Raw genomic sequence first — 25,065 nt, forward strand, 5'->3', positions numbered from 1 at the left:
AGCTTTGGCGAAACGCACGGGGTTTGTGCGAATGGGAATGGATCCAACGAGTAATAAAACTCGCTGAATCCCCTGACTCAGAGCCATTTTCAGCACAATGAAGGCAAATTGCCATTTGTCGGCCCGCCGCTCCCACAGTAGACCGAGTCCGCTTGCAGCGGTGCTTATTCCTGCTCGGCAAACGCCTGTGCGGCATCCCAGCCGCCGCCCAGCGCGGCTATCAGCTGCACGCTGGCCACCAGCCGCCCTTGCAACAGGGTCAACGCACTGCGCTCGTTACTCAACGCGGTGGTCTGCACGTTGACCACATCGAGGTAACCGATCAGGCCCGCCCGGTACTGGTTCTCGGTCAGGCGCAACGATTCACGTGCCGCATCCAGCGCTTCCTGCCGCACCACGGCTTCGTCGGCATACACCTTCAACTGCACCAGGAAGTTCTCCACCTCCTTGAAGCCGTCGAGCACGGTCTGTCGATACTGCGCCACGGTCTGGTCATACACCGCCCGGGTGCGGTCAACCTCGGCGCTGCGCTTGCCAGCGTCGAACAAGGTCATCGCCAGTTGTGGCCCCACCGACCAGTAGCGGTTGGGCAGCTCGATCCAGTTGCTGAAGCTGCTGCTGGAATAACCGCCGCTCATGCTCAGGCTCAAGTCCGGGAAGTAGGCGGCGCGGGCCACGCCGATGTTGGCATTGGCAGCCATCACGTTGCGCTCGGCCGAGGCGATGTCGGGGCGGCGTTCGAGCAGTTGCGACGGCAGTGCCACCGGGATCTGTGGCAGCGCCGGAATGCTTTTGCTATCGGCCAGGGAGAACTCCGCCGGGGCCTTGCCCAGCAGCACGGCAATGGCGTTCTCGAACTGCGCGCGCTGCCAGATCAGGTCGATCAGGTCGGCCTGGGTGGACTTCAGTTGGGTACGTGCCTGGGCCACTGCGTCCGGGCCGGCGACGCCGGCGCGGTACTGGTTTTCGTTCATCCGCAGCGAACGCTCGTAGGTCGCGACGGTCGCTTCGAGCAAGCGCTTCTGCTCGTCGATCACCCGCAGCTGCAGGTAGTTCTGCACCAGCTCGGACTGCTGACTGAGGCGGATCGCGGCCAGGTCGGCGAAGCTGGCTTCGGCACTGGCTTCGTTGGCATTCATGGTTTCGCGCAGCTTGCCCCACAGGTCGATTTCCCAACTGACGCCGAGCTGCGCGTTGTAGGTGTTGCGGATACCGCTGCTGTTGTTGGACAGGCTCGAACTGGAGCTGCCGGTGCCTTGTGCCGAGCGGTTCTTGGTTGCTGTCAGGTCCAGGCTGGGGAACAGCGACGCCCGGCTGCTGCGTACCAAGGCCTGGGCCTGGCGGTACTGGGCTTCCGATTGCGCGACGGTCTGGTTGCTGCGGTTGAGCTCCTCGACAAGCGCATTCAGCCCGGCATCACCGTAGATCTCCCACCAGGCGCCGCGGGCGATGGCATCGGAAGGGTTGGCCTGAGTCCAGCCTTCGGCCTGCTTGTACTGCACCGGCGTACTCAGTGCCGGGCGATTGTAGTCCGGGCTCAGGGTACAGGCGCTGAGCATGGCCACGCACAGCCCGGCGCCGGCCAGGCGTGAGCCCCGCCCACGGGTCAGCAGCTGCAAGGCACGGTGAAGTCGGGTCTGGGCGAAGTTCATAGCGGTGTGTCCAGGGCGGCGTCGGTGCGGATACCGCGCCAATGGTTGAATCGGTGGCGCAGGCGGTCCAGGTACAGGTACACCACCGGCGTCGTATAAAGGGTCAGCAGCTGGCTGACGACCAGGCCGCCGATGATGGTCAGGCCCAATGGCTGGCGCATCTCCGCACCTTCGGCGCGGCTGATCAGCAGCGGCAAGGCGCCGAGGATGGCCGCCAAGGTGGTCATGAGGATCGGCCGCAGGCGCAGCAGGCAGGCGCGGCGGATCGACTCTTCCGGGCTCAGGCCCTGATGGCGTTCAAGCTGCAGCGCCAGGTCGATCATCAGGATGGCGTTCTTCTTCACCACACCGATCAGCAGGAACAGGCCCAGCAGCGAGATCAGGCTGAACTCGCCGCCCGTGGCGTACAGCGCGAGCAAGGCGCCGACGCCGGCCGAGGGCAAGGTCGACAAGATGGTCAGCGGGTGGATATAGCTCTCATAGAGAATGCCCAGCACCAGGTACACCAGCACCAGAGCACCGAGGATCATGAACGGCTGCCCTTCCTGGGTCTTGGCGAAGGCGCTGGCCGTGCCGCCGAGCTTGGCGATCACTTCCTCGGGCAAGCCCAGCTTGGCCACTTCGCGCTCCACTGCGGCCATGGCCTGGTCGGGGCTGTAGCCTTCGGCAACGTCAAAGGCGATATCTTCGGAGGCGAACTGGCCTTCGTGGCTGACCCGGTCGTTGGCCAGGCTGTTCTCGTAGTGGGCAATGGTCGACAGCGGCACCCGCGCACCGTCACTGGTGATCACTTGCACCTGTTCCAGGGTGCTCGGGTCCCAGGCGTATTTCGGGTTGATCTCCAGCACCACCTGGTACTGGTTGAGGCTGTCGTAGATGGTCGAGATCTGCCGCTGGCTGTAGGCGTTGTTCAGCACCGCGGTGACCATGTCCATGTCGATGCCCAGGCGCTTGGCCTGGTCACGGTCGACCACCAGGGTCACCTGCTGCGTACCGGAACCGTCACGGGCATCGATGGCGGTCAGCTCGGGCAGTGCGCGCAGGGCCGCGACCACCTTCGGGAACCACTGGCGCAGGGCCGCCAGGTCGCCGCTCTGCAAGGTATACAGATACTGCGAGGAGGTCTGGTCACGGCCGCCGCCGCCCAGTTGCAGGTCCTGGTCGGCCATCAGGAACAGTCGCCCACCCGGTACCTTGGGCATTTCCTTGCGCAGGCGCTCGATGACCTTCTGCGCATCGAGCTTGCGCTCGTTGATCGGCTTCAGCCGCACCAGCACCATGGCGTTGTTGGTGCCGCTGTTGCCACCGATGAAGCCGGCCACGCTTTCCACCGCCGGGTCGGCGAGCAAGGCTCGGCGGTAAATCTCCATCTTGGGCTGCATCACACTGAACGACAGACCGTCGTCGCCGCGGATAAAGCCCATCAGCTGGCCTGTGTCCTGTTGCGGCATCAGAGTCTTGGGCACCACCACGTACAGCGCAATGTTCATGCCGATGGTCGCCAGCAGGCTGATCAGGGTCAAGCGCTTGTGGCGCAGGGCCCAGCCGAGGCTGCGGTCGTAGACATCGACCATGCGCTGGTGAGCCTTGTCGCTCCAGCGTTGCAGGCGTGTCGGTTCGGCACGGTGAGGCTTGAGCCAACGGGCGCAGAGCATCGGCGTGAGGGTTAGCGATACCACCAGCGAAACGATGATCGCCGCCGCCAGGGTGATTGAGAACTCCTGGAACAGGTTGCGCACGATGCCGCCCATGAACAGGATCGAGACGAACACCGCCACCAGCGAGACGTTCATCGACAGCAAGGTGAAGCCGACCTCCCTGGCGCCAAGGAACGCAGCGCGCATCGGCGGCTGGCCGTCCTCGATGTGCCGGGAGATGTTCTCCAGCACCACGATGGCATCATCCACCACCAGGCCGGTGGCCAGGATCAGCGCCATCAGCGACAGATTGTTCAACGAAAAACCGCACAGGTACATCACCGCGAAGGTGCCCACCAGCGACACCGGCACCGCAAGGCTGGGGATCAGCGAGGCGCGTAGGCTGCCGAGGAACACGTAGACCACCAGGATCACCAGCACCACGGCGATCAGCAGGGTGTGCTCGGCCTCCTTGAGGGTGGCCTTGATCACTGGCGAGCGGTCCATGGCCACGTTCAGCTGGACGCTGGCCGGCAGCAACGACTGCAGGGCCGGCAGCTGTGCCTTGATCTGGTCAACGGTTTCGATGATGTTGGCGCCGGTCTGGCGGTTGACCACCAGCAGCACGGCGCTCTGGTCGTTGAAGAAGCCGCTGTTGTAGCGGTTCTCGACACCATCGGTGACGGTGGCCACGTCAGACAAACGCAGGATGGTGCCGTTCGACTGGCGGATCACGATCGGCTCGTAGTCCTTGGCGGTTTCCAGCTGGTCGTTGGCGCGCACCTGCCAGTTGCGCTCGGCATCCTCGACAAAGCCCATGGGCCGGCGCTGATTGGCATTCGACACCGCCGTGCGCACCTCATCCAGCGACAGGCTGTACTGATTGAGCAACTGCGGCTCCACGGCAATGCGCACCGCCGGCAGCGAGCTGCCGCCGATCTGCACTTCCCCTACCCCGCTGACCTGAGCCAGGCTCTGCGACAGGATGGTATCGGCCAGGTCGTACAACTGGCCCTTCTGCAGCACGCTGGAGGTCAGCGAAAGCACCATGATCGGCGCCTGCGACGGGTTGATCTTCTTGTACGTGGGCATGCTACGCATGCCGCTGGGCAGCAAGTTGCGCGTGGCGTTGATCGCCGCCTGCACCTCACGTGCGGCACCGTCGATGTCACGACCCATCTCGAAGCCGATGATTACCCGGGTCGAGCCCTGGTTCGAGCTGCTGGTCAGGGTGGTGACGCCGGCGATGCTGCCGAGCTTGCGCTCCAGCGGCGTGGCCACGGTGGCGGCCATGACCTCGGGGCTGGCCCCGGACAGGTTGGCTTGCACCACGATCACCGGGAAGTCCATCTGCGGCAACGGCGACACCGGCAGCAGGCCGAAGCTGACACCGCCGAGCAGCATGATCGCCAGGCTCAGCAGCATGGTTGCCACTGGCCGGCGGATGAAGGGTCCGGACAGGTTCATGCCTCGGCCTGCTGCGCGTCAGCGGTCGGGCGCCAGCGGCGGGCCAGGCGGTCGAAGTACAGGTAGATGACCGGCGTGGTGAATAGTGTCAGCACCTGGCTGACCAGCAGGCCGCCGACCATCACCAGGCCCAGCGGCTGGCGCAGCTCGGCACCGGAACCGGTGGCCAGCATCAGCGGCACGGCGCCGAACAGCGCAGCCAGGGTGGTCATCAGGATCGGCCGGAAGCGCAGCAGCGCCGCCTGGTAGATCGCATCGCGCGGGCTCATGCCCTGGTGGCGCTCTGCCTCGAGGGCGAAGTCGATCATCATGATCGCGTTCTTCTTGACGATGCCGATCAGCAGGATGATGCCGATGATGGCGATCATGCCCAGGTCGTTGCCGCTGAGGATCAACGCCAGCAAGGCGCCGACCGCCGCCGACGGCAAGGTCGAGAGGATGGTCACCGGGTGGATGTAGCTCTCATAGAGCACGCCCAGCACGATGTACATGGTCACCACGGCTGCCAGAATCAGCAGCAAGGTGCTCGACAGCGAGGCCTGGAAGGCTTCGGCGGCGCCCTGGAAGCGGGTCTGCACGCCGAGCGGCATGCCGATGTCCTGCTGCACCTGCTCGATCGCCTTGACCGCCTCGCCCAGCGACGCGCCATGGGCCAGGTTGAACGACAACGTCACCGCCGGGAACTGGCCGATGTGCGAAATGGCCAGCTGCGCCTGGCGCTGCTCGATACGCGCCAGCGCCGACAGCCGCACCTGGCCGCCATCGGTGGCTTTGACGTGGATCGACTCCAACGCCTGCGGGCCGATGACCGCCGCGTCCTGCGCCTGCAGCACCACGCGGTACTGGCTGGCCTGGGTGTAGATGGTGGAAATCTGCCGCTGGCCGAAGGCGTCGTACAGCGCGTTGGTAATCTGCGCCACGGTGATGCCCAGGCGGCTGGCCATGTCACGGTCGATCACCAGGTACACCTGCAGGCCCTTGTCCTGCAGGTCACTGGCCACATCCTGCAGCTCCGGGCGTTCCTGCAGGGCCTCCACCAGCTTGCCGCTCCACTGCGCCAGCAGCTCGGCATCGGGCGACGACAGGCTGAACTGGTACTGGGTACGGCTGACCCGATCCTCGATGCTCAAGTCCTGCACCGGCTGCATGAACAGGCGGATACCGACCAGCTTGTCGAGTTGCGGTTGCAGGCGGCTGATCACTTCACCGGCGGTGACATCGCGCTCGCCATGGGGCTTAAGGTTGATCAGCAGGCGGCCGCTGTTGAGCGTGGCGTTGTCGCCGTCGACACCGATGTAAGACGACAGGCTCTGCACCGCCGGATCCTGCAGGATGACCTTGCTCAGGGCCTGCTGGCGCTCGCTCATGGCGGCGAACGAGGCTGATTGCGGCGCTTCGGAAATACCCTGGATCACCCCGGTGTCCTGCTGGGGGAAGAAGCCCTTGGGCACCATCAGGTACAGCAGCACGGTCAGCGCCAGGGTAGCCACGGCCACCAGCAGGGTCAGCGGCTGGTGCTTGAGCACCCACTGCAGGCCGCGGCCATAGTGTTCGATCATCCAGTCGATCCAGGCACCGCTGGCGCGGTAGAAGCGGCCCTGATCTTCCTCCTTGGGCTCGCGCTTGAGCAGGCGCGCGCACATCATCGGCGTCAGGGTCAGCGACACCACCAGGGAAATCAGGATGGCCACCGCCAGGGTAATGGCGAATTCGCGGAACAGCCGGCCGACCACGTCGGCCATGAACAGCAGCGGGATCAGCACGGCGATCAACGAGAAGGTCAGCGAGATCAGGGTGAAACCGATCTGCCTGGCGCCCTTCAGCGCTGCCTGCAGCGGCGTTTCGCCTTCCTCGATGTGGCGCGAGATGTTCTCGAGCATGACGATGGCGTCGTCGACCACGAAACCGGTGGCAATGGTCAGGGCCATCAGCGTCAGGTTGTTGACCGAGAAGCCGGCCAGGTACATCACGCCGAAGGTGCCGACCAGCGACAGGGGCACGGCGATGGAGGGAATGATCGTGGCGCTGAAGCGGCGCAGGAACACGAAGGTGACCATCACCACCAGCACGATGGCGATCAGCAGCTCATGCTGCACGTCCTTGACCGCCGCGCGGATGGTCTGGGTGCGGTCGGTGAGCACCGAGACATCGAGGCCGGCCGGCAGGTTGTCGGTGATCGATGGCAGCATCTGCTTGATGCGGTCGACCACCTCGATGACATTGGCACCCGGCTGGCGCTGGATGTTCAGCAGCACGGCCTGGTTCTGGTTGGCCCAGGCTGCCAGGCGTTCGTTCTCGGCGCCGTCGACGATCTCGGCGACATCCTTCAGGCGCAGCGGCGCGCCATTGTTGTAGGCGAGGATGAGATTGGCATATTCCTCGGGCGAGCGCAGCTGGTCGTTGGCGTCTAGCATCGACACCCGGGTCGGGCCGTCGAAGTTGCCCTTGGGCTGGTTGACGTTGGACGCACCGATCAGGGTGCGCACGTCATCGAGGTTGAGGCCGTTGGCCGCCAGCGCATCGACGTTGACCTTGATCCGCACCGCCTGGCGCTGGCCGCCGGCGATGCTGACCATACCCACGCCACTGATCTGCGCGAGCTTCTGCGCCACGCGGGTATCGACCAGGTCGTTGAGCTTGGGCAGCGGCATGGTCTTGCTGGTGATGGCCAGGGTCAGCACCGGTGTGTCGGCCGGGTTGACCTTGTTGTACACCGGCGGTGCCGGCAGGTCGCTGGGCAGTAGGTTGCTGGCGGCGTTGATCGCGGCCTGCACCTGTTGCTCGGCGACATCCATGTTCATGTCCAGGCTGAAGCGCAGGGTCAGCACCGAGGCACCACCGGAACTGGTCGACGCCATCTGCTCGAGGCCCGGCATCTGGCCGAACTGGCGCTCCAGCGGGGCGGTGACCGCACTGGTCATGACCTGCGGGCTGGCGCCCGGGTAAAGGGTCATGACCCGGATGGTCGGATAATCGACCTGGGGCAAGGCCGACACTGGCAGCAGCTTGTAGGCGATCAGGCCGGCCAGGACGATGGCCAGCATGGTCAGCGTGGTGGCGACCGGGCGGAGGATGAACAGGCGTGACAGGTTCATGCGCCCGCCTTGCCTGCCGCTTTGCCGGAAGCTGCTTCATCGGCCTGCGCCGAACCCTTGGCCTCCTGGCCCTGCAGGTGCTGGCCGGGGGTAGTCGGCACTTGCGAGCTGTCTTCGACCACTTCGACCTTGGTGCCTTCACGCAGGCGGTCGGTGCCTTCGAGCACCAGGCGGTCGCCGGCCTTGAGGCCATCAAGGATGACACTATTCTGGCCATCGCTGGCGCCGACCTTGAGCTTGCGGATATTGACCGTGCTCTGGTCATTGACCACATAGGCGAAGGTGCCGTCGTTGCCGAACTGCACGGCCGCTGCCGGCGCCATCACTACCTGCTTGAGGGTGTCGGCCAGCAAGCGCACGTTGACGAACTGGTTGGGGAACAGGGCCAGGTCCTTGTTCTCGAAGCGGCCCTTGAACTTCAAGGTACCGGTGGTGGTGTCTATCTGGTTGTCGATGCTGCCCAACACACCGGTCGACTGCAGTTTGCTATCGGTACGGTCCCAAGCCTCGACCGGCAGGCTGGCGCCGCTGCGGTAACGGTCGAGCACGGTGTTCAGCTCGGTTTCAGGCAGGGTGAAGGCGACACTGATCGGCTCGGTCTGGGTGATCACCACCAGGGCGGTGGTGTCGTTGGCCGCCACCAGGTTGCCCAGGTCGAGCTGGCGCAGGCCCACGCGGCCGTTGATGGGGGCGCGGATCTGGGTGAAATCGAGGTTCAGGCGGGCATCGTTAACCTGGGCCTGGTTGGTCTTGACCAACCCCAGGAACTGCGCGACCTGGGCTTCTGCGGTGTCGAGGGTCTGCTTGGCGATGCTGTCCTGGGCGTACAGGCCCTTGTAGCGCGCCAGGTCGACCTGGGCGTTCTTCAGCTGCGCCTGGTTCTGTGCCAGGGTGCCTTCGGCCTGCTGCAGGGCGATGCGGTAAGGGCGCGGGTCGATTTCAGCGAGCAGGTCGCCGGCCTTGACCTGCTGGCCCTCCTTGAAGAGGATCTTGACCAGCTCGCCGGCCACCCGGCTGCGCACATTCACCGTGTTGGTCGCAGTGACCGTGCCCAGGGCCTTGTAGTAGAGCGGGAAGTCGCCCACTCGCACCGGTTCGACACGCACCGGCACCGGATCGGTGGAGCCGCCGAAGCCTGGCCGGCCCATTCCCATCCCCATGCCTTTGCCGCCGCGACCGCCTCCGGCCGCTTTGTGGGCAGGCGTTGCCGCAGGCCACAGCCACCAGGCCAGCAAGGCCACCAGCAGCAGGATCAGCAGGCCGACGAGCCAGCGACGAGGGGATCGGGAATTGGACACTTGCATGGGTTGAACGAACCTTGTTCGGAAATGGCGGCTTGGGAGGATGAACGATAAGCACTGGCATCGTTATAGCAAAGGCTCTTTACCAGAGGTTTACCTTTGCCTGACGTTGCCAAAAGGTTGAACTTTAAATGAAAACGGCCCGGAAAGCGTTCCGGGCCGTTACAGGGTGTTGCTTGGAGAGGGGCCAGGCAGAAGAGTTCCTTTACCCTCCCCTAGGCAATCCTTACTTCAGTACAGCCAGGGCTGCATCGTAGTTCGGCTCGTCGGCGATCTCGCCAACCAGCTCGCTGTGCAGCACCTTGTCGTTCTCGTCGAGTACCACCACGGCGCGGGCAGCCAGGCCGGCCAGCGGGCCGTCGGCAATGGCAACGCCGTAGTTCTGCAGGAACTCGGCACCGCGCAGGGTCGACAGGTTCTTCACGTTCTCCAGGCCTTCGGCACCGCAGAAGCGCGCCTGGGCGAACGGCAGGTCGGCGGAGATGCACAGCACCACGGTGTTGGCCACGTCGTTGGCCTGGGCGTTGAACTTGCGCACGGAGGTGGCGCAGGTCGGGGTGTCGACGCTCGGGAAGATGTTCAGCACCTTGCGCTTGCCGGCGTAGTCCTTCAGCGACTTGTCAGCCAGGCCTTCACCCACCAGGGAGAAAGCCGGAGCCTGGGCGCCGGCCTGTGGCAGGTTGCCTTTGACCTGAACCGGGTTGCCTTTGAGGGTCACTTGAGCCATGTCGAATTCCTTATGCGGGGTTTGAAAAAGACACTGAGTTAATCATGAAGGCGGCCGGGTGCCTATGGGCACATTGAAATTGTTCTATTTCCAGACAATTATTGTGGACAAAAAAAAGCCCGGATGGCGACAAGCGCTCCGGACTTTTCTTATTGCAAGCAGCAAATCAGCTGATCAAGCCGTACACTACCGAGGTCAGCGCAACCACGCCGATCACCACCACGAACACGTTCGACAGCGCACCGCTGTACTTGCGCATCGACGGCACGCGACGGATGGCGTACATCGGCATCAGGAACAGCAGCACGGCGAGGATCGGGCCGCCGAGCGATTCGATCATGCCGAGGATGCTCGGATTGAGGGTGGCGACGATCCAGCAGACCACCAGCATCAGCGCGGCGACCACCCGGTCCAGGGTCTTGGCACCTGGGCGAGCGCCGGTCTTGGCGATGATGCCTTTGAGGCCTTCACTGGCACCGATGTAGTGGCCCAGGAACGACTTGGCAATCGCGACGAAGGCGATCAACGGCGCGGCAAAGGCAATACTCGGGTTGCTGAAGTGGTTGGCCAGGTACGACAGGATCGACAGGTTCTGCGCCTTGGCTTCGGCCAGCTGGGCGCTGCTCAGGGTGAGCACGCAGCTGAACACGAAGAACAGCACCATCACCACCATCAGCAGGTGTGCGCGGCGCAGGATCTGGCCGCTGCGCTCATCGGCGTGCTCGCCATAGCTGCGCTTCTGGTCAACGGCGAAGGCCGAGATGATCGGCGAATGGTTGAACGAGAACACCATCACCGGAATGGCCAGCCACAGCGTATGCAGGAACGCCGAGCCCGACGGCACCTGGGCGGCGCTGTCGAGGATGCCACCGGTCCAGTGCGGGATCAGATACAGGCCAAGCAGCCCCAGGGCCACGATGAACGGGTACACCAGCAGGCTCATGACCTTGACCGTGGCCTGCTCGCCGCAGCGCACGATGGCCAGCAGGCCTAGGATAAGCACGAACGACAGGATGACCCGCGGTGGCGGCGCCATGTGCAGCTGGTGCTCGATGAAGCTGCTGACGGTGTTGGTCAGCGCCACGCTATAGATAAGCAGGATCGGGAAAATCGCGAAGAAGTACAGCACGGTGATCAACGCACCGGCCTTGATCCCGAAATGCTCCTCGACCACTTGGGTGATGTCACCGCCGTTACGCCCGGACAGCACGAAGCGTGTCAGCGCACGGTGGGAGAAATAGGTCATAGGGAAGGCCAGCGCGGCCAGGATCAGCAGCGGCCAGAAGCCGCCGAGGCCGGCGTTGATCGGCAGGAACAAGGTCCCCGCGCCGATGGCTGTGCCGAACAGGCCCAGCATCCAGGTGGTGTCGTTACGCGACCAGGCGCCGAGGGTGGCGGGGGTCGATTCTACAAAGCGTTGTTCAACGCTTGGGGCCTGCTCATTCATTCCGGGTGAAGCTCCACTCGCAAGACTGCAACAGGCTGAGAATGGCGAACTAGACGATTCGCCCAACTCAACCGGGGAAGAGGGGCGCGATTGTGCACGGAAAGGTTGCACTTGCGAAGCCCTTTTCCGAGGAGCGGTTGCACTTGTCTTTACAAGCGAAATATGCCAGATGGCGGCTGTTTTGCAGCCAGTTCAATGCAAAAGACCGCTCCTGCGCAGTGCGGGAGCGGCCTTGTGTCGCATCGGGGCGCCATGCGACCCGCTGCGGCTTTACTTCTGCACGGCGGCGAAGGCCTCGGCAACCCGTTGCAGGTTGGCCGGACGCAGGCCGGACATGCACACCCGGCCGCTGTCGATCAGGTACACGCCGAACTCGTCACGCAGGCGACGCACCTGCTCGACACTGAAGCCGGTGTAGCTGAACATGCCGCGCTGGCGCAGGAAGAACTGGAAGTCCTGGCCTGGCAGCAGCACCGCCAGGGCATCGACCAGCGCCTGGCGCATGTCGAGGATACGCTTGCGCATCACTTCCACTTCTGCGGCCCACTGGGCATTGAGTGCGGCATCGCCGAGCACGCCAGCCACCAGCTGGGCACCGAAGTTGGGCGGGCTGGAGTAGTTGCGGCGCACGGTGGCCTTGAGCTGGCCAAGCACGCTCTGGGTGGTGGCTTCGTCGTCGCAGACCACCGACAGGCCCCCTACCCGCTCGCCGTACAGCGAGAAGATCTTGGAGAACGAGTTGCTGACCAGGCACGGCACGCCGGCACGGGCCATTTCGCGGATGGCGTAGGCGTCTTCCACCAGGCCTTCGCCGAAGCCCTGGTAGGCGATGTCGAGGAACGGGATCAGCTGGCGCGCCTTGACCACTTCCACCACCTGTTGCCACTGGGCCGGCTCGAGGTCGGCACCGGTCGGGTTGTGGCAGCACGGGTGCAACAGCACGATGCTGTTGGCCGGCAGGCCCTGCAAGGCTTGCAGCATGCCGTCGAAGTCGACGCCACGGCTGGCCTGGTCGAAATACGGGTAGGTGTGCACCTTGAACCCGGCACCTTCGAAGATGGCACGGTGGTTGTCCCAGGTCGGGTTGCTGACCCAGACTTCCGACTGCGGGAAGTAGCGCTTGAGGAAGTCGGCACCGACTTTCAGCGCGCCGGAGCCGCCAACGGTCTGCACGGTGGCCACGCGCTTGCCGGTCACGGCCGGGTGGTCGGCACCGAACAGCAGCGCCTGGATCGCCTGGCGGTAGCTGGCCAGGCCTTCCATCGGCAGGTACAGCGAGGCTTCATGGGCCTGGCCGGCAATGCGCTTTTCCACCGCATCCACCGCTTCCAGCTGCGGCACCACACCGGCCTCATCGTAATACAGGCCGATACTCAGGTTGACCTTGTCGGCGCGCGGGTCGGCCTTGAAGGTTTCCATCAACGAGAGGATCGGGTCGCCGGCATAGGCATCGACATGTTTGAACACAGCGTGCAGCTCCTTGGATCAGGACAGTTCGGAAAGACTGCCCTGAGCATACCCGGAGTCGGGCCCTAGGAACATCACATAAGTGCAAGGTTGTCTATGCAACTTTGCACAGCTGGGGATTCGTGCTGGATTCTTCGCGGGTAAACCCTCCCACAGGGACCGAACAGGTAGCAAGGGCGTTGATATGCAAGTGGGAGCGGGTTTATCGAGGCGTCGAACCGCCGCGAAAGGGCCGGTTCAGTCAAGCAGTTCTTTCAGGCCTTGCAACTCTTGTTCAGTCACCGCCACCCCGTCCCGCTCGGCCTGTTCCCGCTCGCGGTAGCGACGCTCGCCCGGCATGCGCGACAACCCTGCAGCCTGCATGTGCTCGACCAGTTCGCGGCTGCGCTGGGCAAACCGGCTACCCTCGGCCTTGCTCGGGTCGATGACGATGATCAGCTGCCCGGTCCACGGCGTCTTCGCCCCCGGATGCCCCGACCAGTCGAATTCCCAGGAGAAATGCCCGCCGGTCAGCGCCGCGGCCAGCAACTCGACCATCATCGACAGCGCCGAGCCCTTGTGCCCGCCAAACGGCAACAGCGCGCCGCCTTCGAGAATGACCTTGGGGTCGGTGGTCGGCTGGCCCTGGGCATCCACGCCCATGCCCTCGGGCAATGCCTGGCCGGCGCGTGCGGCGATCTGCACGTCACCATGGGCCATGGCGCTGGTGGCCATATCGAAGACGATCGGGTCATGCCCCGCGCACGGCGCGGCAAAGGCGATCGGGTTGGTGCCGAACAACGGTTTGCGCGCACCGTGCGGCACCACGCAGGTCATGCTGTTGACCACGCTCAGCGCCACCAGACCCTCATCGGCAAAGGGCTCGACATCCGGCCACAGCGCAGCGAAATGGTGCGAATTGTGGATCGCCAGCACGGCGATGCCGGCGCTGCGAGCCTTTTCCACCAGCAACCCACGGGCCGCTGCGAGGGCGGGCTGGGCGAAGCCACCGGCGGCATCCACGCGCACATAGCCTGGCGCCAGGTCGGTCACCTGCGGTATGGCACGCCCGTCGACCCAGCCACTTGCCAGGGTCGAAACATAACCGGGAATTCGAAACACGCCATGGCTGTGCGCGCCATCGCGCTGGGCACTGGTGCAGTTGTGGGCAAGCACGCTGGCCACCGCCTCGCTGCAGCCGTGTTGCTGGAAAATCGCTTGCAACAGCCCTTGCAGCTCGGCAAAAGGCAGGCGCACGAGCGGGCTTGTGGAAGGTGCGGACATCTGTAGCTCCTTTTTTGGAATTGGAATGGCAACAGCGTATGCAACGACAAAAACTTTCCGATAAGTGACAGCTATCTGTCAAATGTTGACGGAATGACAGAAAACATCCATTTTCTATTTCACGCCTTATCTGGAGCAGCAGCATGAGCCAACCGATCAAGCAACGCCTGGAAAACAGCCTGCAAGGGGCCGCTGCCTCAGGCCGCAAGATCGCCAGCTACATGCTCGCCAACCTGCACGAACTGCCGTTTCAGACTTCGGCCAGCATTGCCGAGAAGCTGGGTGTCAGCGAATCCAGCGTCGGCCGTTTTTGCCGCTCCCTCGGTTATGCCCACCTCAAGGCGCTCAAGCAAGACTTGCAGAGCGACCTCGGCGACGGGCCATGGCTGATGGGTGATCGCCTGCAAGAATATCGCCAGAACCAGGATGTCAGCGACAACGCCGGCAGCCTGGAGCGGGAAATCGCCGCCCTGGTGCGCGTTCACGAATACCGCCAGAGCGACGCCTGGCACACCGTGGCACAGCGCCTGGCGGTAAAGCCACGGGTGTGCATCGCCGGCTTCCAGACCGAGCGCGGCATCGCCATGTGCATGAGCCACCTGCTGCAATACCTGCGCGACGGCGTGCTGCTGGTCGATGGCAGCGCCGGGCACTTCGGCGACGTGCTGCTCGGCCGCAGCGAGGATACCGCGCTGGTGGTGTTCGAGGCCCGCCGCTATTCACGCCATGCCCTGCAGCTATGCCAGAAGGCACGCGCGGCCGGCATACCGGTCACCCTGGTGACCGACACCTTCTGCGACTGGGCCGATGCCCATGCCGACGAAGTGTTCCGCATCCCCACCGAATTCAACCTGTTCTGGGAGTCCACCGCGACCATGCTGTCGTGGGTGCACCTGATGGTCAACGAGGTCTGCAAGAAGCTCGGGCCTGATGTTGAAAAACGCTTGGAAGCGACTGCCGCTCTACATAACGAGTTCGTCGGCTACACCTCGTGGCCGGCGGGCAAACAACAATAGCAAGAGTGCAAGAGGTGCGAGATGAACAAGACCATGGCTATGCTGGGTGCGTGTGCCCTGCTGCTGGCGGGCAACGCCAGCGCCGAGACCCTGCGCTTCGCCACCGAAGGTGCCTACCCGCCCTTCAACTATGTCGATGCCGATAACCAGCTGCACGGGTTCGACATCGACATCACCCATGCCCTGTGCGAACAGATGAAGGTCGAATGCACCTTGGTCGCCCAGGACTGGGAAGGCATCATTCCGGCCTTGATGGCGCGCAAATACGATGCCGTGGTGGCGTCGATGATCGACACCGAGGAACGGCGCAAGAAAATTGCCTTTACCGACCACTACTACCGCACCCCGCTGACAGTCGCCGTGGCCAAGGACAGCAAGATCGGCGACGCCCAGACCAAGTTCGACGGTTATACCGTCGGCGCCCAGTCGTCCTCGACCCAGGCCATCTACGCCGAAGACGTGTACGCCAAGGCCGGCGCCGACGTGAAGCTGTACCCGACCATGGACGAGGCCAACGCCGACCTCGCCGCCGGCCGCCTGGACGGGGTGATCGCCGACAAGTTCCCGCTGCACGAGTGGATGAACAAGAACGGCGGCGATTGCTGCAAGATCCTTGGCGACGTTGCCGACACCAAGGCCAACGCCGCCATTGCCGTGCGCAAGGACGACGATGCCCTGCGCCAGCGGCTGAACACCGCACTGGCCGAGATCGTCGCCAACGGCACCTACCAGAAGATCGCCAGCAAGTACTTTGCCTTCGATATCTACAACTGATCTTCGGAAAACTGCGCAGCTTTTGTAGGAGCCGCCTTGCCGAGGCGTCGGACCGGTCGGAAAGGGCTGCGCAGCGGCCCCAGAATTTATGTCGCGACACAGATTGTTGGGGGCCGCTTTGCGGCCCGTTCGCGACACAAGGCCGCTCCTACACAGAGACTGCATTACCCGTTAAAGGGGTTTGTCATGCTCGATCAATTGTCCTTGCTGTCCTTCGCCAGTGGTGGCTGGGGCCAGGCGCTGCTGGCCGGCGCGGTGGTCACCGTCTCCCTGGCCCTCGCCTGCCTGCCCATCGGCCTGCCGCTGGGCCTGGCCGTAGCCCTGGCGGCGCGTTCGCGCAAGCGCCTGCCACGCGCCTGGGCCACCACGTTTTCCACGGTGTTCCGCGGCCTGCCCGAGCTGCTGACCTTGCTGATCATCTATTACGGCTGCCAGATCGCCGCGCAAAAGCTGCTAGCGGCCATGGGCTATGAAGGCGAATTCCTGATCAACACCTTCCTGGCCGCAATGATCGCCTTCAGCCTGGTGTTCGCAGCGTTCTCCAGCGAGATCTGGCTGGCGGCGTTCAAGACCCTGCCCAAAGGGCAACTGGAAGCCTGCTCGGCGCTGGGCCTGAGCAAGCGCACCGGATTCTTCAAGGTGGTGCTGCCGCAACTGACCCGCATCGCCCTGCCGGGCCTGTCGAACAACTGGCTGTCGCTGCTCAAGGATACCTCGCTGGTGTCGACCATCTCGCTGGTCGACCTGATGCGCCAGACCAACCTGGCTGTCAGCGTGACCAAGGAGCCGATGTTCTTCTATGGCGTCGCCTGCCTGGGTTACCTGCTGTTCTCCGCCGCCTCGGGACGGGTGTTCGCCTATATCGAGCGCCGCAGCAACCGCCACCTGCAAGGAGCACGCGCATGAGTGCCGAACAACTGCTGGGCCTGGTGCTGGACCCGGACCTGCTGGAACGCTATGGCCCGCGCTTCGTCGAGGGCCTGCTGGTGACCGCCAAGCTGGTGGCGATCTCCTTCAGCCTGGGCGCCGTGCTCGGCCTGCTGCTGGCCCTGGCGCGCATGTCGCGCCACCGGCTGCTGCAGCGCGTCGCGGCCGGCTACATCTACTTCTTCCGCGGCTCGCCGCTGCTGGCACAGCTGTTCCTGCTGTATTACGGCCTGGGCTCGCTCAAAGGCTTCTGGCAGGACGTCGGGCTCTGGTGGTTCTTCCGCGAAGCCTGGTTCTGCACCCTGCTGGCGTTCACCCTGAACACCGCCGCCTACCAGGCCGAGATCTTCCGCGGCAGCCTGATGGCCGTGGCGCCGGGGCAGTACGAAGCGGCACGGGCGCTGAACCTGAAACGCTCGACCACCTTCTTCAAGGTGATCCTGCCGCAATCGTTGCTGGTGGCCATCGGCCCGCTGGGTAACGAGCTGATTCTGATGATCAAGGCCAGCGCCATCGCCTCGCTGGTGACCATCTACGACCTGATGGGCGTGACCAAACTGGCGTTCTCGCGCAGTTTCGACTTCCAGATCTACCTGTGGGCCGCGGTGCTCTACCTGGTGATCGTCGAACTGGTCCGGCGCTTGCTCAAACACCTGGAAGCCCGCCTGGGCCGCCACCTGAACTGACCGAAGGATACATCCATGCATTGCCAGACCCTTGTTCTCGGCGCCGGCATCGTCGGCGTCAGCACCGCACTGCACCTGCAGGCCCGCGGGCGCCAGGTGATCCTGATCGACCGCGACGACCCCGGCAGCGGCACCAGCCATGGCAACGCCGGGCTGATCGAGCGCTCCAGCGTGATCCCCTATGCCTTCCCCCGGCAGTGGAGTGCCTTGCTGCGCTACGGCCTGAACCGCCAGCCCGATGTGCGCTACAGCCTGCTGCACCTGCCCAAGGCAGCGCCCTGGCTGCTGCGCTACTGGCAACAGTCGGCGCCCGGGCGCCTGGCCGGTGCGGCAGCCGACATGCTGCCGCTGGTGCAGCGCAGCGTCGAGGAACACGATGAGCTGATCCACGCCGCCGGCCTTGAAGGGCTGGTCCAGGCCAAAGGCTGGATCGAGGTCTATCGCCAACCGGCGCTGTTCGAGCAGGCCAAGGCCGAGCTCAAGGGCCTGGCCCGTTACGGCCTGCAGTACGAAATTCTCGAGCGCAGCCAGTTGCAGGCACGTGAACACCAGCTCGACAGCACGGTGGTCGGTGGCATCCACTGGCTTGACCCAAAGACCGTCAACAACCCCGGCGCCCTTACCCGTGGCTACGCGGCGCTGTTCGTGCAGCGTGGAGGGCAGTTCCTGCATGGCGATGCGTGCAGCCTGCGCCAGGTCGGCGGCCAATGGCAGGTCGATAGCCAACGAGGGTCGATTACCGCCGACGAGGTGGTGGCCTGCCTGGGCCCGCAGTCGGGCGACCTGTTCGAGCGGCTGGGCTACCGCATTCCGCTGGGCATCAAGCGTGGCTACCACATGCACTACGGCACCCGTGACGGCGCTCAGCTGCAGCATTCGATCTGCGACACCCAGGGCGGCTATGTATTGGCCCCCATGGCCCGTGGCGTGCGCCTGACCACCGGCATCGAGTTCGCCGCCAGTGACGCGCCGGGCAACGAAATCCAGCTCAAGCGCTGCGAAGCACTAGCCCGCAAGCTGTTCCCGGCTCTGGGCGAGCGTCTCGATGACAAACCCTGGCTCGGCCGCCGGCCGTGCCTGCCCGACATGCGCCCGGTGATTGGCCCAGCGCCCCGGCACAAAGGCCTGTGGTTCAACTTCGGCCACGCCCACCACGGCCTCACCCTAGGACCGGTCAGCGGCCGCCTGGTGGCCGAACTGCTCACCGGCGAGCGCCCCTTCACCGACCCTGCGCCTTACAGCGCAGCACGTTTCGACTGACACCTAGCGGGAGAACAACAACATGACCGCCCCCATGAGCGTTGCCAGCCTTGCCCCCGAACCTGACCCACGCCCGGAACTGATCCGCATCGAGGGCCTGAACAAGCACTATGGCGCCTTCCATGTGCTGCGCGACATTGACCTGCGGGTGCGCGAAGGCGAGCGCATTGTCCTGTGTGGCCCGTCCGGCTCAGGCAAATCGACGCTGATCCGCTGCATCAACCGCCTGGAAATCGCCCAGCGGGGCAGCATCCAGGTTGCCGGCACCGACCTGGCCGCCAACACCCGCCAGGCGGCCCAGGTGCGCAGCGAGATCGGTATGGTGTTCCAGCACTTCAACCTGTTCCCGCACATGAGCGTGCTCGACAACTGCCTGCTCGCCCCCACCAGCGTGCGCGGCCTGTCGCGCAAGGACGCCGAGGAACGGGCGCGCATGTACCTCAGCAAGGTAGGCATCGAGAGCCAGGCGCACAAATACCCCAGCCAGTTGTCCGGCGGCCAGCAACAGCGCGTGGCCATCGCCCGGGCGTTGTGCATGAAGCCGCGCATCATGCTGTTCGACGAGCCAACCTCGGCGCTCGACCCAGAGATGGTCGCCGAGGTGCTGGACGTGCTGGTACAGCTGGCCGGCACTGGCATGACCATGCTCTGCGTCACCCATGAAATGGGCTTTGCCCGGCAGGTGGCAGAGCGGGTGCTGTTCCTCGAAGGCGGGCAAATCATCGAGGACAGCCCGCCCCAGGTGTTCTTCAACCAGCCGCGCACTGCACGAGCCAAGGCGTTCCTGGCGCAGATACTGCACTGAGCCGTCGATCATTGCAGCGCTGCAATGATCCAACTGCGTCGTTAAATATAATTGACCTTACCCCCTGCCAAACCCTTGCCGGCTCAGGCTCGCAAGGGTTCAGCCCCCGTATTTCGGCGTCTTAAGCGCTTTTTGCTCGTTTGACATATCGAACGGCTCTGGCAAGCTATCTACAAGCCCCGACCGGAATCGTCCAGTGATGAGCCGGCAGTGCTCGGGACTTCAGGTAGCACATTTTGGCCACGGGCCGTGCACCTGCACAACAACGACAGGCAGAGCCCTGTCATAAGGTGATATATGTCCAACAGCAACATTGGCAACAAGCAACCCTCCCTGCGCAAACCCGTCGTCCTGATGACCATGGGCAGCCAAGAGCGCAAAGGCCATGACTATCAGGTCATGACCCACAAATACATCACCCCGCTGGTCGACTTCGCCGATTGCGTCCCGGTCCTGGTGCCCACCTGCTGTGGCATCGAAGACCTCGAGACCTATCTGGACATGGCCGACGGCGTGTACCTGACCGGTGCCGGCAGCAACATCGACCCGACCCTGTACGGTCAGGAGAACGAAACGCCAGGCAAGGGCCAGGACAAGAACCGCGATTTGTTCGACATTCCGCTGGTCAAGGCAGCGCTCAAGCGTGGCCTGCCGATTTTCGGCATCTGCCGTGGCATGCAGGAAATCAACGTTGCCCTGGGCGGCGACATCTACCAGAAGGTCTATGCCGAGCCAGGCTTCAACGACCACCGGGAAAACCCGGAAGATCCGGTAGATGTGCAATACGCTCAGGTGCATGGTGTGAAGATCAAGCCGGGTAGCTGGCTGCGTGAAACCCTGGGCACCGACGAGATCCGCGTGAACTCGCTGCACGGCCAGGGCCTGCGCAACCTCGGCGCCGGCATCGAGCCGATCGCCCACGCCGAAGACGGCCTGGTCGAGGCGATTCACGCCCCGAGCATCTCGCCGTTCCTGTTTGCCGTGCAGTGGCACCCGGAGTGGCAAGCCGCGAAGAACCCTGATTCGATCAAGATCTTCCAGGCCTTCGGTGACGCCTGCCGCGCCCAGGTGCGCAAAAGCCAGATCAAGCGCCAACAGGCCGCCTGATCCCCGGTTTCAGCTTCGTTAGCTTTGATCGCGGGGCGGCGCAAGGTCGCCCCCGCTTCCCCGGTCACCCTCTGCTGGTCCCAGAACACTTCCCGTGGAAGCGGGCGGCGGGCTTGTGCCTGTCTCCGCGGTCTTTTTTTCCTTTCTCTCTCAAGAGATACGATGACTGCCTAGTGTTAGTCGTCAGATCATCTGCGCTCGATCTGCGCACCAACACAAATCTCAAGGCAACCTCCCTCCGGCACCCACACAAAAAATTCTGCAAAGGGGACTAGTCATCGCACATGTTGTACGATAACTTACCTCTAACGCAGAACAACACCCTTCACCCCAAGCGCCACAGGATGCCTACAACAATGACTCCACAAGAACTGAAATCCATCCTCTCCCACGGCCTGCTGTCTTTCCCGGTCACCGACTTCAATGCCCAGGGCGACTTCAACCAGGCTGGCTACATCAAGCGCCTGGAGTGGCTCGCCCCTTACGGCGCCAGCGCCCTGTTCGCCGCCGGTGGCACCGGTGAGTTCTTCTCCCTGGCTGCCAGCGAATACAGCCAGGTGATCAAGACTGCGGTCGACACCTGCGCCACGTCGGTACCTATCCTCGCCGGTGTCGGTGGCTCCACCCGCCAGGCCATCGAATACGCCCAGGAAGCCGAGCGCCTGGGGGCCAAGGGCCTGCTGCTGCTGCCGCACTATCTCACCGAAGCCAGCCAGGACGGCGTTGCCGCCCACGTCGAAGCGGTGTGCAAATCGGTCAACATCGGTGTGGTGGTATACAACCGCAACGTCTGCCGCCTGAACGCCAACCTGCTGGAGCAACTGGCCGAGCGTTGCCCGAACCTGATCGGCTACAAGGACGGCCTGGGCGACATCGAACTGATGGTGTCGATCCGTCGCCGCATGGGTGATCGTTTCAGCTACCTGGGTGGCCTGCCGACCGCCGAGGTGTATGCTGCGGCCTACAAGGCACTGGGTGTGCCGGTGTATTCGTCGGCAGTGTTCAACTTCATTCCGAAGACCGCGATGGACTTCTACCACGCCATCGCCCGCGACGATCACGCCACCGTGGCCAAGTTGATCGACGATTTCTTCCTGCCGTACCTGGACATCCGTAACCGCAAGGCCGGCTACGCCGTGAGCATCGTCAAGGCCGGCGCCAAGATCGCCGGTTTCGACGCAGGCCCGGTGCGCACCCCGCTGACCGACCTGACCGCCGAAGAGTACGAAATGCTCGCAGCACTGATGGACAAGATGGGCCCGCAATAAGCGCGCCCTGCGGCCTGCCATTGCCGCATCCGGAGTGGGCCTGCCCCACTCCGGCTACAACTCGTGAGCCCGCACAAAAATAACTAGTGGGAGTATTACCAGCATGCAAGCGACTAAAAAGACGCATGTGCGCTACCTGATCCTGTTCATGCTGTTCCTGGTGACCACGATCAACTACGCAGACCGAGCAACCATCGCAATCGCAGGCTCCAGCCTGCAGAAAGACCTCGGCATCGACGCCGTCACCCTTGGTTATATTTTCTCCGCCTTCGGATGGGCTTACGTGGCCGGGCAGATCCCCGGTGGCTGGCTGCTGGACCGCTTCGGCTCGAAGAATGTCTATGCCTTCAGCATTTTCACCTGGTCGCTGTTCACCCTCCTGCAGGGCTTTGTCGGCGGCCTGCCGGTGGCCTGGGCAGTGGTAACCTTGTTCACCCTGCGCTTCCTCGTCGGTTTCGCCGAAGCCCCGTCGTTCCCGGGCAACGCCCGTGTCGTCGCGGCCTGGTTCCCGACCCAGGAACGCGGTACCGCCTCGGCTATCTTCAACTCGGCGCAGTACTTCGCCACTGCACTGTTCGCCCCGATCATGGGCTGGATCGTGTTCAGCTTCGGCTGGGAGCACGTGTTCGTGGTCATGGGTGCGCTGGGCATCGTGTTCTCCATGGTGTGGCTGAAGACCATCTACAACCCGCGCCAGCACCCACGCATCAGCCAGAGCGAGCTTGAGCATATCGAGCAGAACGGCGGCCTGGTCGACATGGACCAGAAGCGCGGCAACGACGGCCCGAAATGGGGCTACATCAAGCAACTGCTGACCAGCCGCATGCTGCTGGGCGTGTACCTGGGCCAGTACTGCATCAACGCCATCACCTACTTTTTCCTCACTTGGTTCCCGGTGTACCTGGTGCAGGAACGCGGCATGACCATCCTCAAGGCCGGCTTCATCGCCTCGCTGCCGGCGGTTTGCGGCTTCATCGGTGGCGTGCTGGGTGGCGTGATTTCGGACTGGCTGCTGCGCCGCGGCAACTCGCTGACCTTCTCGCGCAAGCTGCCGATCGTCTGTGGCCTGTTGCTGTCGACCACCATGGTCTTCTGCAACTATGTCGATGCCGAGTGGATGGTGGTCGGCTTCATGACCCTGGCCTTCTTCGGCAAAGGCATCGGCGCGCTGGGCTGGGCGGTGGTGGCAGACACCTCGCCCAAGCAGATCGCCGGGCTGTCCGGTGGTTTGTTCAATACCTTCGGTAACATCGCCTCGATCACCACCCCGATCGTCATCGGTTACATCATCAGCGCCACCGGATCGTTCAAGTGGGCTCTGGTGTACGTGGGCGCCAACGCCCTGGTGGCGGTGTTCAGCTACCTGGTGATCGTCGGCCCGATCAAGCGCATCGAGTTGCGCGACGATGCCCCGAAGCCACAGCCTGAACCGGTCGCCAACGGCGAACTGGCCAGCTCGCGGCACTGAGTGAACACGCCCGCGCCGGCCGAAGCCTGCGCGGGCGGACGTACAAAAAGCCTGAGAACCTGACAAGTAGGGCCCAAACATGCAGTTGATCGAACATTCCGACTCGCCCCGCTACGTCCGCCTGCACGACGACGACAACGTCGTGGTGGTGGTCAACGACGGCGGCCTGGGCGAAGGCGCCCGCTTCGCCGATGGCCTGACCTTGGTCGAGAGCGTGCCACAGAGCCACAAGGTTGCCACCGTGCTGATCGCCAAGGGCGAGCCGGTGCGCCGTTACGGGCAGATCATCGGGTATGCGCTGGAAGACCTGCACCAGGGCAGCTGGGTGCAGGAAAGCCAACTGGCCATGCCGGCCGCTCCCGAGCTGGACAACCTGCCGCGCTGCGACGCGGTACCGGACGCCCTGCCAGCGCTGGACGGCTTCACCTTCGAAGGCTACCGCAACGCCGACGGCACCGTCGGCACCCGCAACATCCTCGGCATCACCACTACCGTGCAGTGCGTGACCGGCGTGCTGGAACACGCAGTCAAACGCATCCGCGCCGAATTGCTGCCCAACTACCCCAACGTCGATGACGTGGTCGCCCTCACCCACAGCTATGGCTGCGGCGTGGCGATCAACGCCCGCGACGCCTACATCCCGATCCGCACCGTGCGCAACCTGGCGCGCAACCCCAACCTCGGTGGCGAAGCGCTGGTAATCAGCCTGGGTTGCGAAAAGCTCCAGGCTGGCCAGGTGATGCACGACAACGACCCGTCGGTGGACCTCAGCGAGCCCTGGCTGTATCGCCTGCAGGACGCCAGCCTCGGCTTTACCGAGATGATCGAGCAGATCATGGGCCTGGCCGAAACCCGCCTGAAGAAGCTCGACCAGCGCCGCCGCGAGACTGTGCCGGCCAGCCAGCTGATCCTCGGCATGCAGTGCGGCGGCAGTGACGCCTTCTCCGGCATCACCGCCAACCCGGCACTGGGCTACGCCGCCGACCTGCTGGTGCGCGCCGGCGCCACCGTGCTGTTCTCGGAAGTGACCGAAGTGCGCGATGCCATCTACATGCTCACCTCGCGCGCCGAAAACCAGGAAGTCGCCGATGCCCTGGTGCGTGAGATGGACTGGTACGACCGCTATCTGCAGCAAGGCGCAGCGGACCGCAGCGCCAACACCACGCCAGGCAACAAGAAAGGCGGCCTGTCGAACATCGTCGAGAAGTCCCTCGGTTCGATCGTCAAGTCCGGCAGCGGCGCCATCCAGGGCGTGCTCGGCCCGGGCGAGCGGGTCAACCGCAAGGGCCTGATCTTCTGCGCCACCCCGGCCAGCGACTTCGTCTGCGGCACCCTGCAACTGGCCGCCGGCATGAACCTGCACGTGTTCACCACTGGCCGCGGAACGCCGTATGGCCTGGCCATGGCCCCCGTGGTCAAGGTCTGCACCCGTACCGAGCTGGCCCAGCGCTGGCCGGACCTGATCGACATCGACGCCGGGCGCATCGCCAGTGGCCGCGCGACCATCGAAGAACTGGGCTGGGAGCTGTTCCACTACTACCTGGACGTGGCCAGCGGCCGCAAACAGACCTGGGCCGAACAGCATCGCCTGCACAACGACATCACCCTGTTCAATCCGGCACCGATTACCTGATGCCAAAGGCTCGCCCGACTTTCAAGTGTGTCGCAATCCCTGTGGGAGCGGGTTTACCCGCGAAC

Annotated in this window: 18 protein-coding genes; 10 read left to right on the forward strand and 8 right to left on the reverse strand. The window is 64.0% G+C overall.

Going from position 1 to position 25,065, the window contains the following annotated elements; genetic code table 11:
- Nucleotides 1–164: 164 nt before the first annotated feature.
- The 8 genes from ACLEJU_RS07810 to ACLEJU_RS07845 form a co-directional block, all read right to left on the reverse strand.
- Nucleotides 165–1,652 carry an efflux transporter outer membrane subunit gene (locus ACLEJU_RS07810; RefSeq protein WP_435421448.1) on the reverse strand — a complete coding sequence of 496 codons (1,488 nt, stop codon included), beginning with the start codon at nt 1,650–1,652 and terminating at the stop codon, nt 165–167.
- The gene (locus ACLEJU_RS07815) at nt 1,649–4,756 is read right to left on the reverse strand and encodes an efflux RND transporter permease subunit (protein WP_435421447.1); all 3,108 of its coding nucleotides are present in this window, start codon (nt 4,754–4,756) and stop codon (nt 1,649–1,651) included. The genes ACLEJU_RS07810 and ACLEJU_RS07815 overlap by 4 nt, the downstream gene beginning before the upstream one ends.
- Nucleotides 4,753–7,851, reverse strand: a complete 3,099-nt coding sequence (locus ACLEJU_RS07820; RefSeq protein WP_435421446.1) for an MdtB/MuxB family multidrug efflux RND transporter permease subunit — start codon at nt 7,849–7,851, stop codon at nt 4,753–4,755. The genes ACLEJU_RS07815 and ACLEJU_RS07820 overlap by 4 nt, the downstream gene beginning before the upstream one ends.
- The gene (locus ACLEJU_RS07825; RefSeq protein ID WP_435421445.1) at nt 7,848–9,155 is read right to left on the reverse strand and encodes an MdtA/MuxA family multidrug efflux RND transporter periplasmic adaptor subunit; all 1,308 of its coding nucleotides are present in this window, start codon (nt 9,153–9,155) and stop codon (nt 7,848–7,850) included. The genes ACLEJU_RS07820 and ACLEJU_RS07825 overlap by 4 nt, the downstream gene beginning before the upstream one ends.
- Before the next feature lie 223 nt (nt 9,156–9,378).
- Nucleotides 9,379–9,879 carry a thiol peroxidase gene (gene tpx, locus ACLEJU_RS07830; protein WP_435421444.1) on the reverse strand — a complete coding sequence of 167 codons (501 nt, stop codon included), beginning with the start codon at nt 9,877–9,879 and terminating at the stop codon, nt 9,379–9,381.
- 166 nt (nt 9,880–10,045) lie between these two features.
- Nucleotides 10,046–11,326, reverse strand: coding sequence for a serine/threonine transporter (locus ACLEJU_RS07835; protein WP_435421443.1), 1,281 nt, complete (start codon nt 11,324–11,326; stop codon nt 10,046–10,048).
- Nucleotides 11,327–11,596: 270 nt separating this feature from the next.
- The gene (locus ACLEJU_RS07840; protein WP_110638081.1) at nt 11,597–12,793 is read right to left on the reverse strand and encodes an amino acid aminotransferase; all 1,197 of its coding nucleotides are present in this window, start codon (nt 12,791–12,793) and stop codon (nt 11,597–11,599) included.
- Between the two features lie 237 nt (nt 12,794–13,030).
- Complete coding sequence (locus ACLEJU_RS07845; protein ID WP_435421442.1) at nt 13,031–14,056, reverse strand: Ldh family oxidoreductase; 1,026 nt, start codon at nt 14,054–14,056, stop codon at nt 13,031–13,033.
- A 143-nt stretch (nt 14,057–14,199) separates the two neighbouring features.
- Here ACLEJU_RS07845 and ACLEJU_RS07850 point away from each other — a divergent pair, with 143 nt between their 5' ends.
- The 10 genes from ACLEJU_RS07850 to garD all read left to right on the forward strand — a co-directional run bounded on the left by ACLEJU_RS07850 (nt 14,200) and on the right by garD (nt 25,000).
- Entirely contained in the window at nt 14,200–15,072 is an 873-nt protein-coding gene (locus ACLEJU_RS07850; protein ID WP_110638084.1) for a MurR/RpiR family transcriptional regulator, read from the forward strand.
- Nucleotides 15,073–15,093: 21 nt separating this feature from the next.
- Nucleotides 15,094–15,846: a transporter substrate-binding domain-containing protein gene (locus ACLEJU_RS07855; protein WP_110638085.1), complete on the forward strand. Its 753-nt coding sequence runs from the start codon at nt 15,094–15,096 to the stop codon at nt 15,844–15,846.
- Between the two features lie 186 nt (nt 15,847–16,032).
- Nucleotides 16,033–16,752: an ABC transporter permease gene (locus ACLEJU_RS07860; RefSeq protein ID WP_435421441.1), complete on the forward strand. Its 720-nt coding sequence runs from the start codon at nt 16,033–16,035 to the stop codon at nt 16,750–16,752.
- Nucleotides 16,749–17,459, forward strand: a complete 711-nt coding sequence (locus tag ACLEJU_RS07865) for an ABC transporter permease (RefSeq protein WP_435421440.1) — start codon at nt 16,749–16,751, stop codon at nt 17,457–17,459. Before ACLEJU_RS07860 ends, ACLEJU_RS07865 begins: the two co-directional genes overlap by 4 nt.
- 15 nt (nt 17,460–17,474) lie before the next feature.
- Nucleotides 17,475–18,719, forward strand: coding sequence for an NAD(P)/FAD-dependent oxidoreductase (locus tag ACLEJU_RS07870; RefSeq protein WP_435421439.1), 1,245 nt, complete (start codon nt 17,475–17,477; stop codon nt 18,717–18,719).
- Between the two features lie 22 nt (nt 18,720–18,741).
- Nucleotides 18,742–19,524, forward strand: coding sequence for an amino acid ABC transporter ATP-binding protein (locus ACLEJU_RS07875; protein ID WP_435421438.1), 783 nt, complete (start codon nt 18,742–18,744; stop codon nt 19,522–19,524).
- A gap of 297 nt (nt 19,525–19,821) precedes the next feature.
- Nucleotides 19,822–20,631, forward strand: coding sequence for a gamma-glutamyl-gamma-aminobutyrate hydrolase family protein (locus ACLEJU_RS07880; protein ID WP_110638090.1), 810 nt, complete (start codon nt 19,822–19,824; stop codon nt 20,629–20,631).
- Between the two features lie 356 nt (nt 20,632–20,987).
- Nucleotides 20,988–21,899: a 5-dehydro-4-deoxyglucarate dehydratase gene (gene kdgD, locus ACLEJU_RS07885; protein WP_435421437.1), complete on the forward strand. Its 912-nt coding sequence runs from the start codon at nt 20,988–20,990 to the stop codon at nt 21,897–21,899.
- Between the two features lie 103 nt (nt 21,900–22,002).
- A complete protein-coding gene (locus tag ACLEJU_RS07890; RefSeq protein WP_435421436.1) occupies nt 22,003–23,367 on the forward strand; it encodes an MFS transporter in 1,365 nt (454 codons plus the stop codon).
- A gap of 79 nt (nt 23,368–23,446) precedes the next feature.
- The gene (garD, locus tag ACLEJU_RS07895) at nt 23,447–25,000 is read left to right on the forward strand and encodes a galactarate dehydratase (protein ID WP_435421435.1); all 1,554 of its coding nucleotides are present in this window, start codon (nt 23,447–23,449) and stop codon (nt 24,998–25,000) included.
- The last annotated feature ends 65 nt before the right edge of the window (nt 25,001–25,065 follow it).

The sequence above is a fragment of the Pseudomonas sp. SMN11 genome, assembly GCF_052041945.1.
Lineage (GTDB): Bacteria > Pseudomonadota > Gammaproteobacteria > Pseudomonadales > Pseudomonadaceae > Aquipseudomonas.

Coding starts and splice junctions, on each gene's coding strand:
- ACLEJU_RS07810 (WP_435421448.1), bottom strand. CDS start 1,652: ATGAACTTCGCCCAGACCCGACTTCACCGTGCCTTGCAGCTGCTGACC.
- ACLEJU_RS07815 (WP_435421447.1), bottom strand. CDS start 4,756: ATGAACCTGTCCGGACCCTTCATCCGCCGGCCAGTGGCAACCATGCTG.
- ACLEJU_RS07820 (WP_435421446.1), bottom strand. CDS start 7,851: ATGAACCTGTCACGCCTGTTCATCCTCCGCCCGGTCGCCACCACGCTG.
- ACLEJU_RS07825 (WP_435421445.1), bottom strand. CDS start 9,155: ATGCAAGTGTCCAATTCCCGATCCCCTCGTCGCTGGCTCGTCGGCCTG.
- tpx (WP_435421444.1), bottom strand. CDS start 9,879: ATGGCTCAAGTGACCCTCAAAGGCAACCCGGTTCAGGTCAAAGGCAAC.
- ACLEJU_RS07835 (WP_435421443.1), bottom strand. CDS start 11,326: ATGAATGAGCAGGCCCCAAGCGTTGAACAACGCTTTGTAGAATCGACC.
- ACLEJU_RS07845 (WP_435421442.1), bottom strand. CDS start 14,056: ATGTCCGCACCTTCCACAAGCCCGCTCGTGCGCCTGCCTTTTGCCGAG.
- ACLEJU_RS07850 (WP_110638084.1), top strand. CDS start 14,200: ATGAGCCAACCGATCAAGCAACGCCTGGAAAACAGCCTGCAAGGGGCC.
- ACLEJU_RS07855 (WP_110638085.1), top strand. CDS start 15,094: ATGAACAAGACCATGGCTATGCTGGGTGCGTGTGCCCTGCTGCTGGCG.
- ACLEJU_RS07860 (WP_435421441.1), top strand. CDS start 16,033: ATGCTCGATCAATTGTCCTTGCTGTCCTTCGCCAGTGGTGGCTGGGGC.
- ACLEJU_RS07865 (WP_435421440.1), top strand. CDS start 16,749: ATGAGTGCCGAACAACTGCTGGGCCTGGTGCTGGACCCGGACCTGCTG.
- ACLEJU_RS07870 (WP_435421439.1), top strand. CDS start 17,475: ATGCATTGCCAGACCCTTGTTCTCGGCGCCGGCATCGTCGGCGTCAGC.
- ACLEJU_RS07875 (WP_435421438.1), top strand. CDS start 18,742: ATGACCGCCCCCATGAGCGTTGCCAGCCTTGCCCCCGAACCTGACCCA.
- ACLEJU_RS07880 (WP_110638090.1), top strand. CDS start 19,822: ATGTCCAACAGCAACATTGGCAACAAGCAACCCTCCCTGCGCAAACCC.
- kdgD (WP_435421437.1), top strand. CDS start 20,988: ATGACTCCACAAGAACTGAAATCCATCCTCTCCCACGGCCTGCTGTCT.
- ACLEJU_RS07890 (WP_435421436.1), top strand. CDS start 22,003: ATGCAAGCGACTAAAAAGACGCATGTGCGCTACCTGATCCTGTTCATG.
- garD (WP_435421435.1), top strand. CDS start 23,447: ATGCAGTTGATCGAACATTCCGACTCGCCCCGCTACGTCCGCCTGCAC.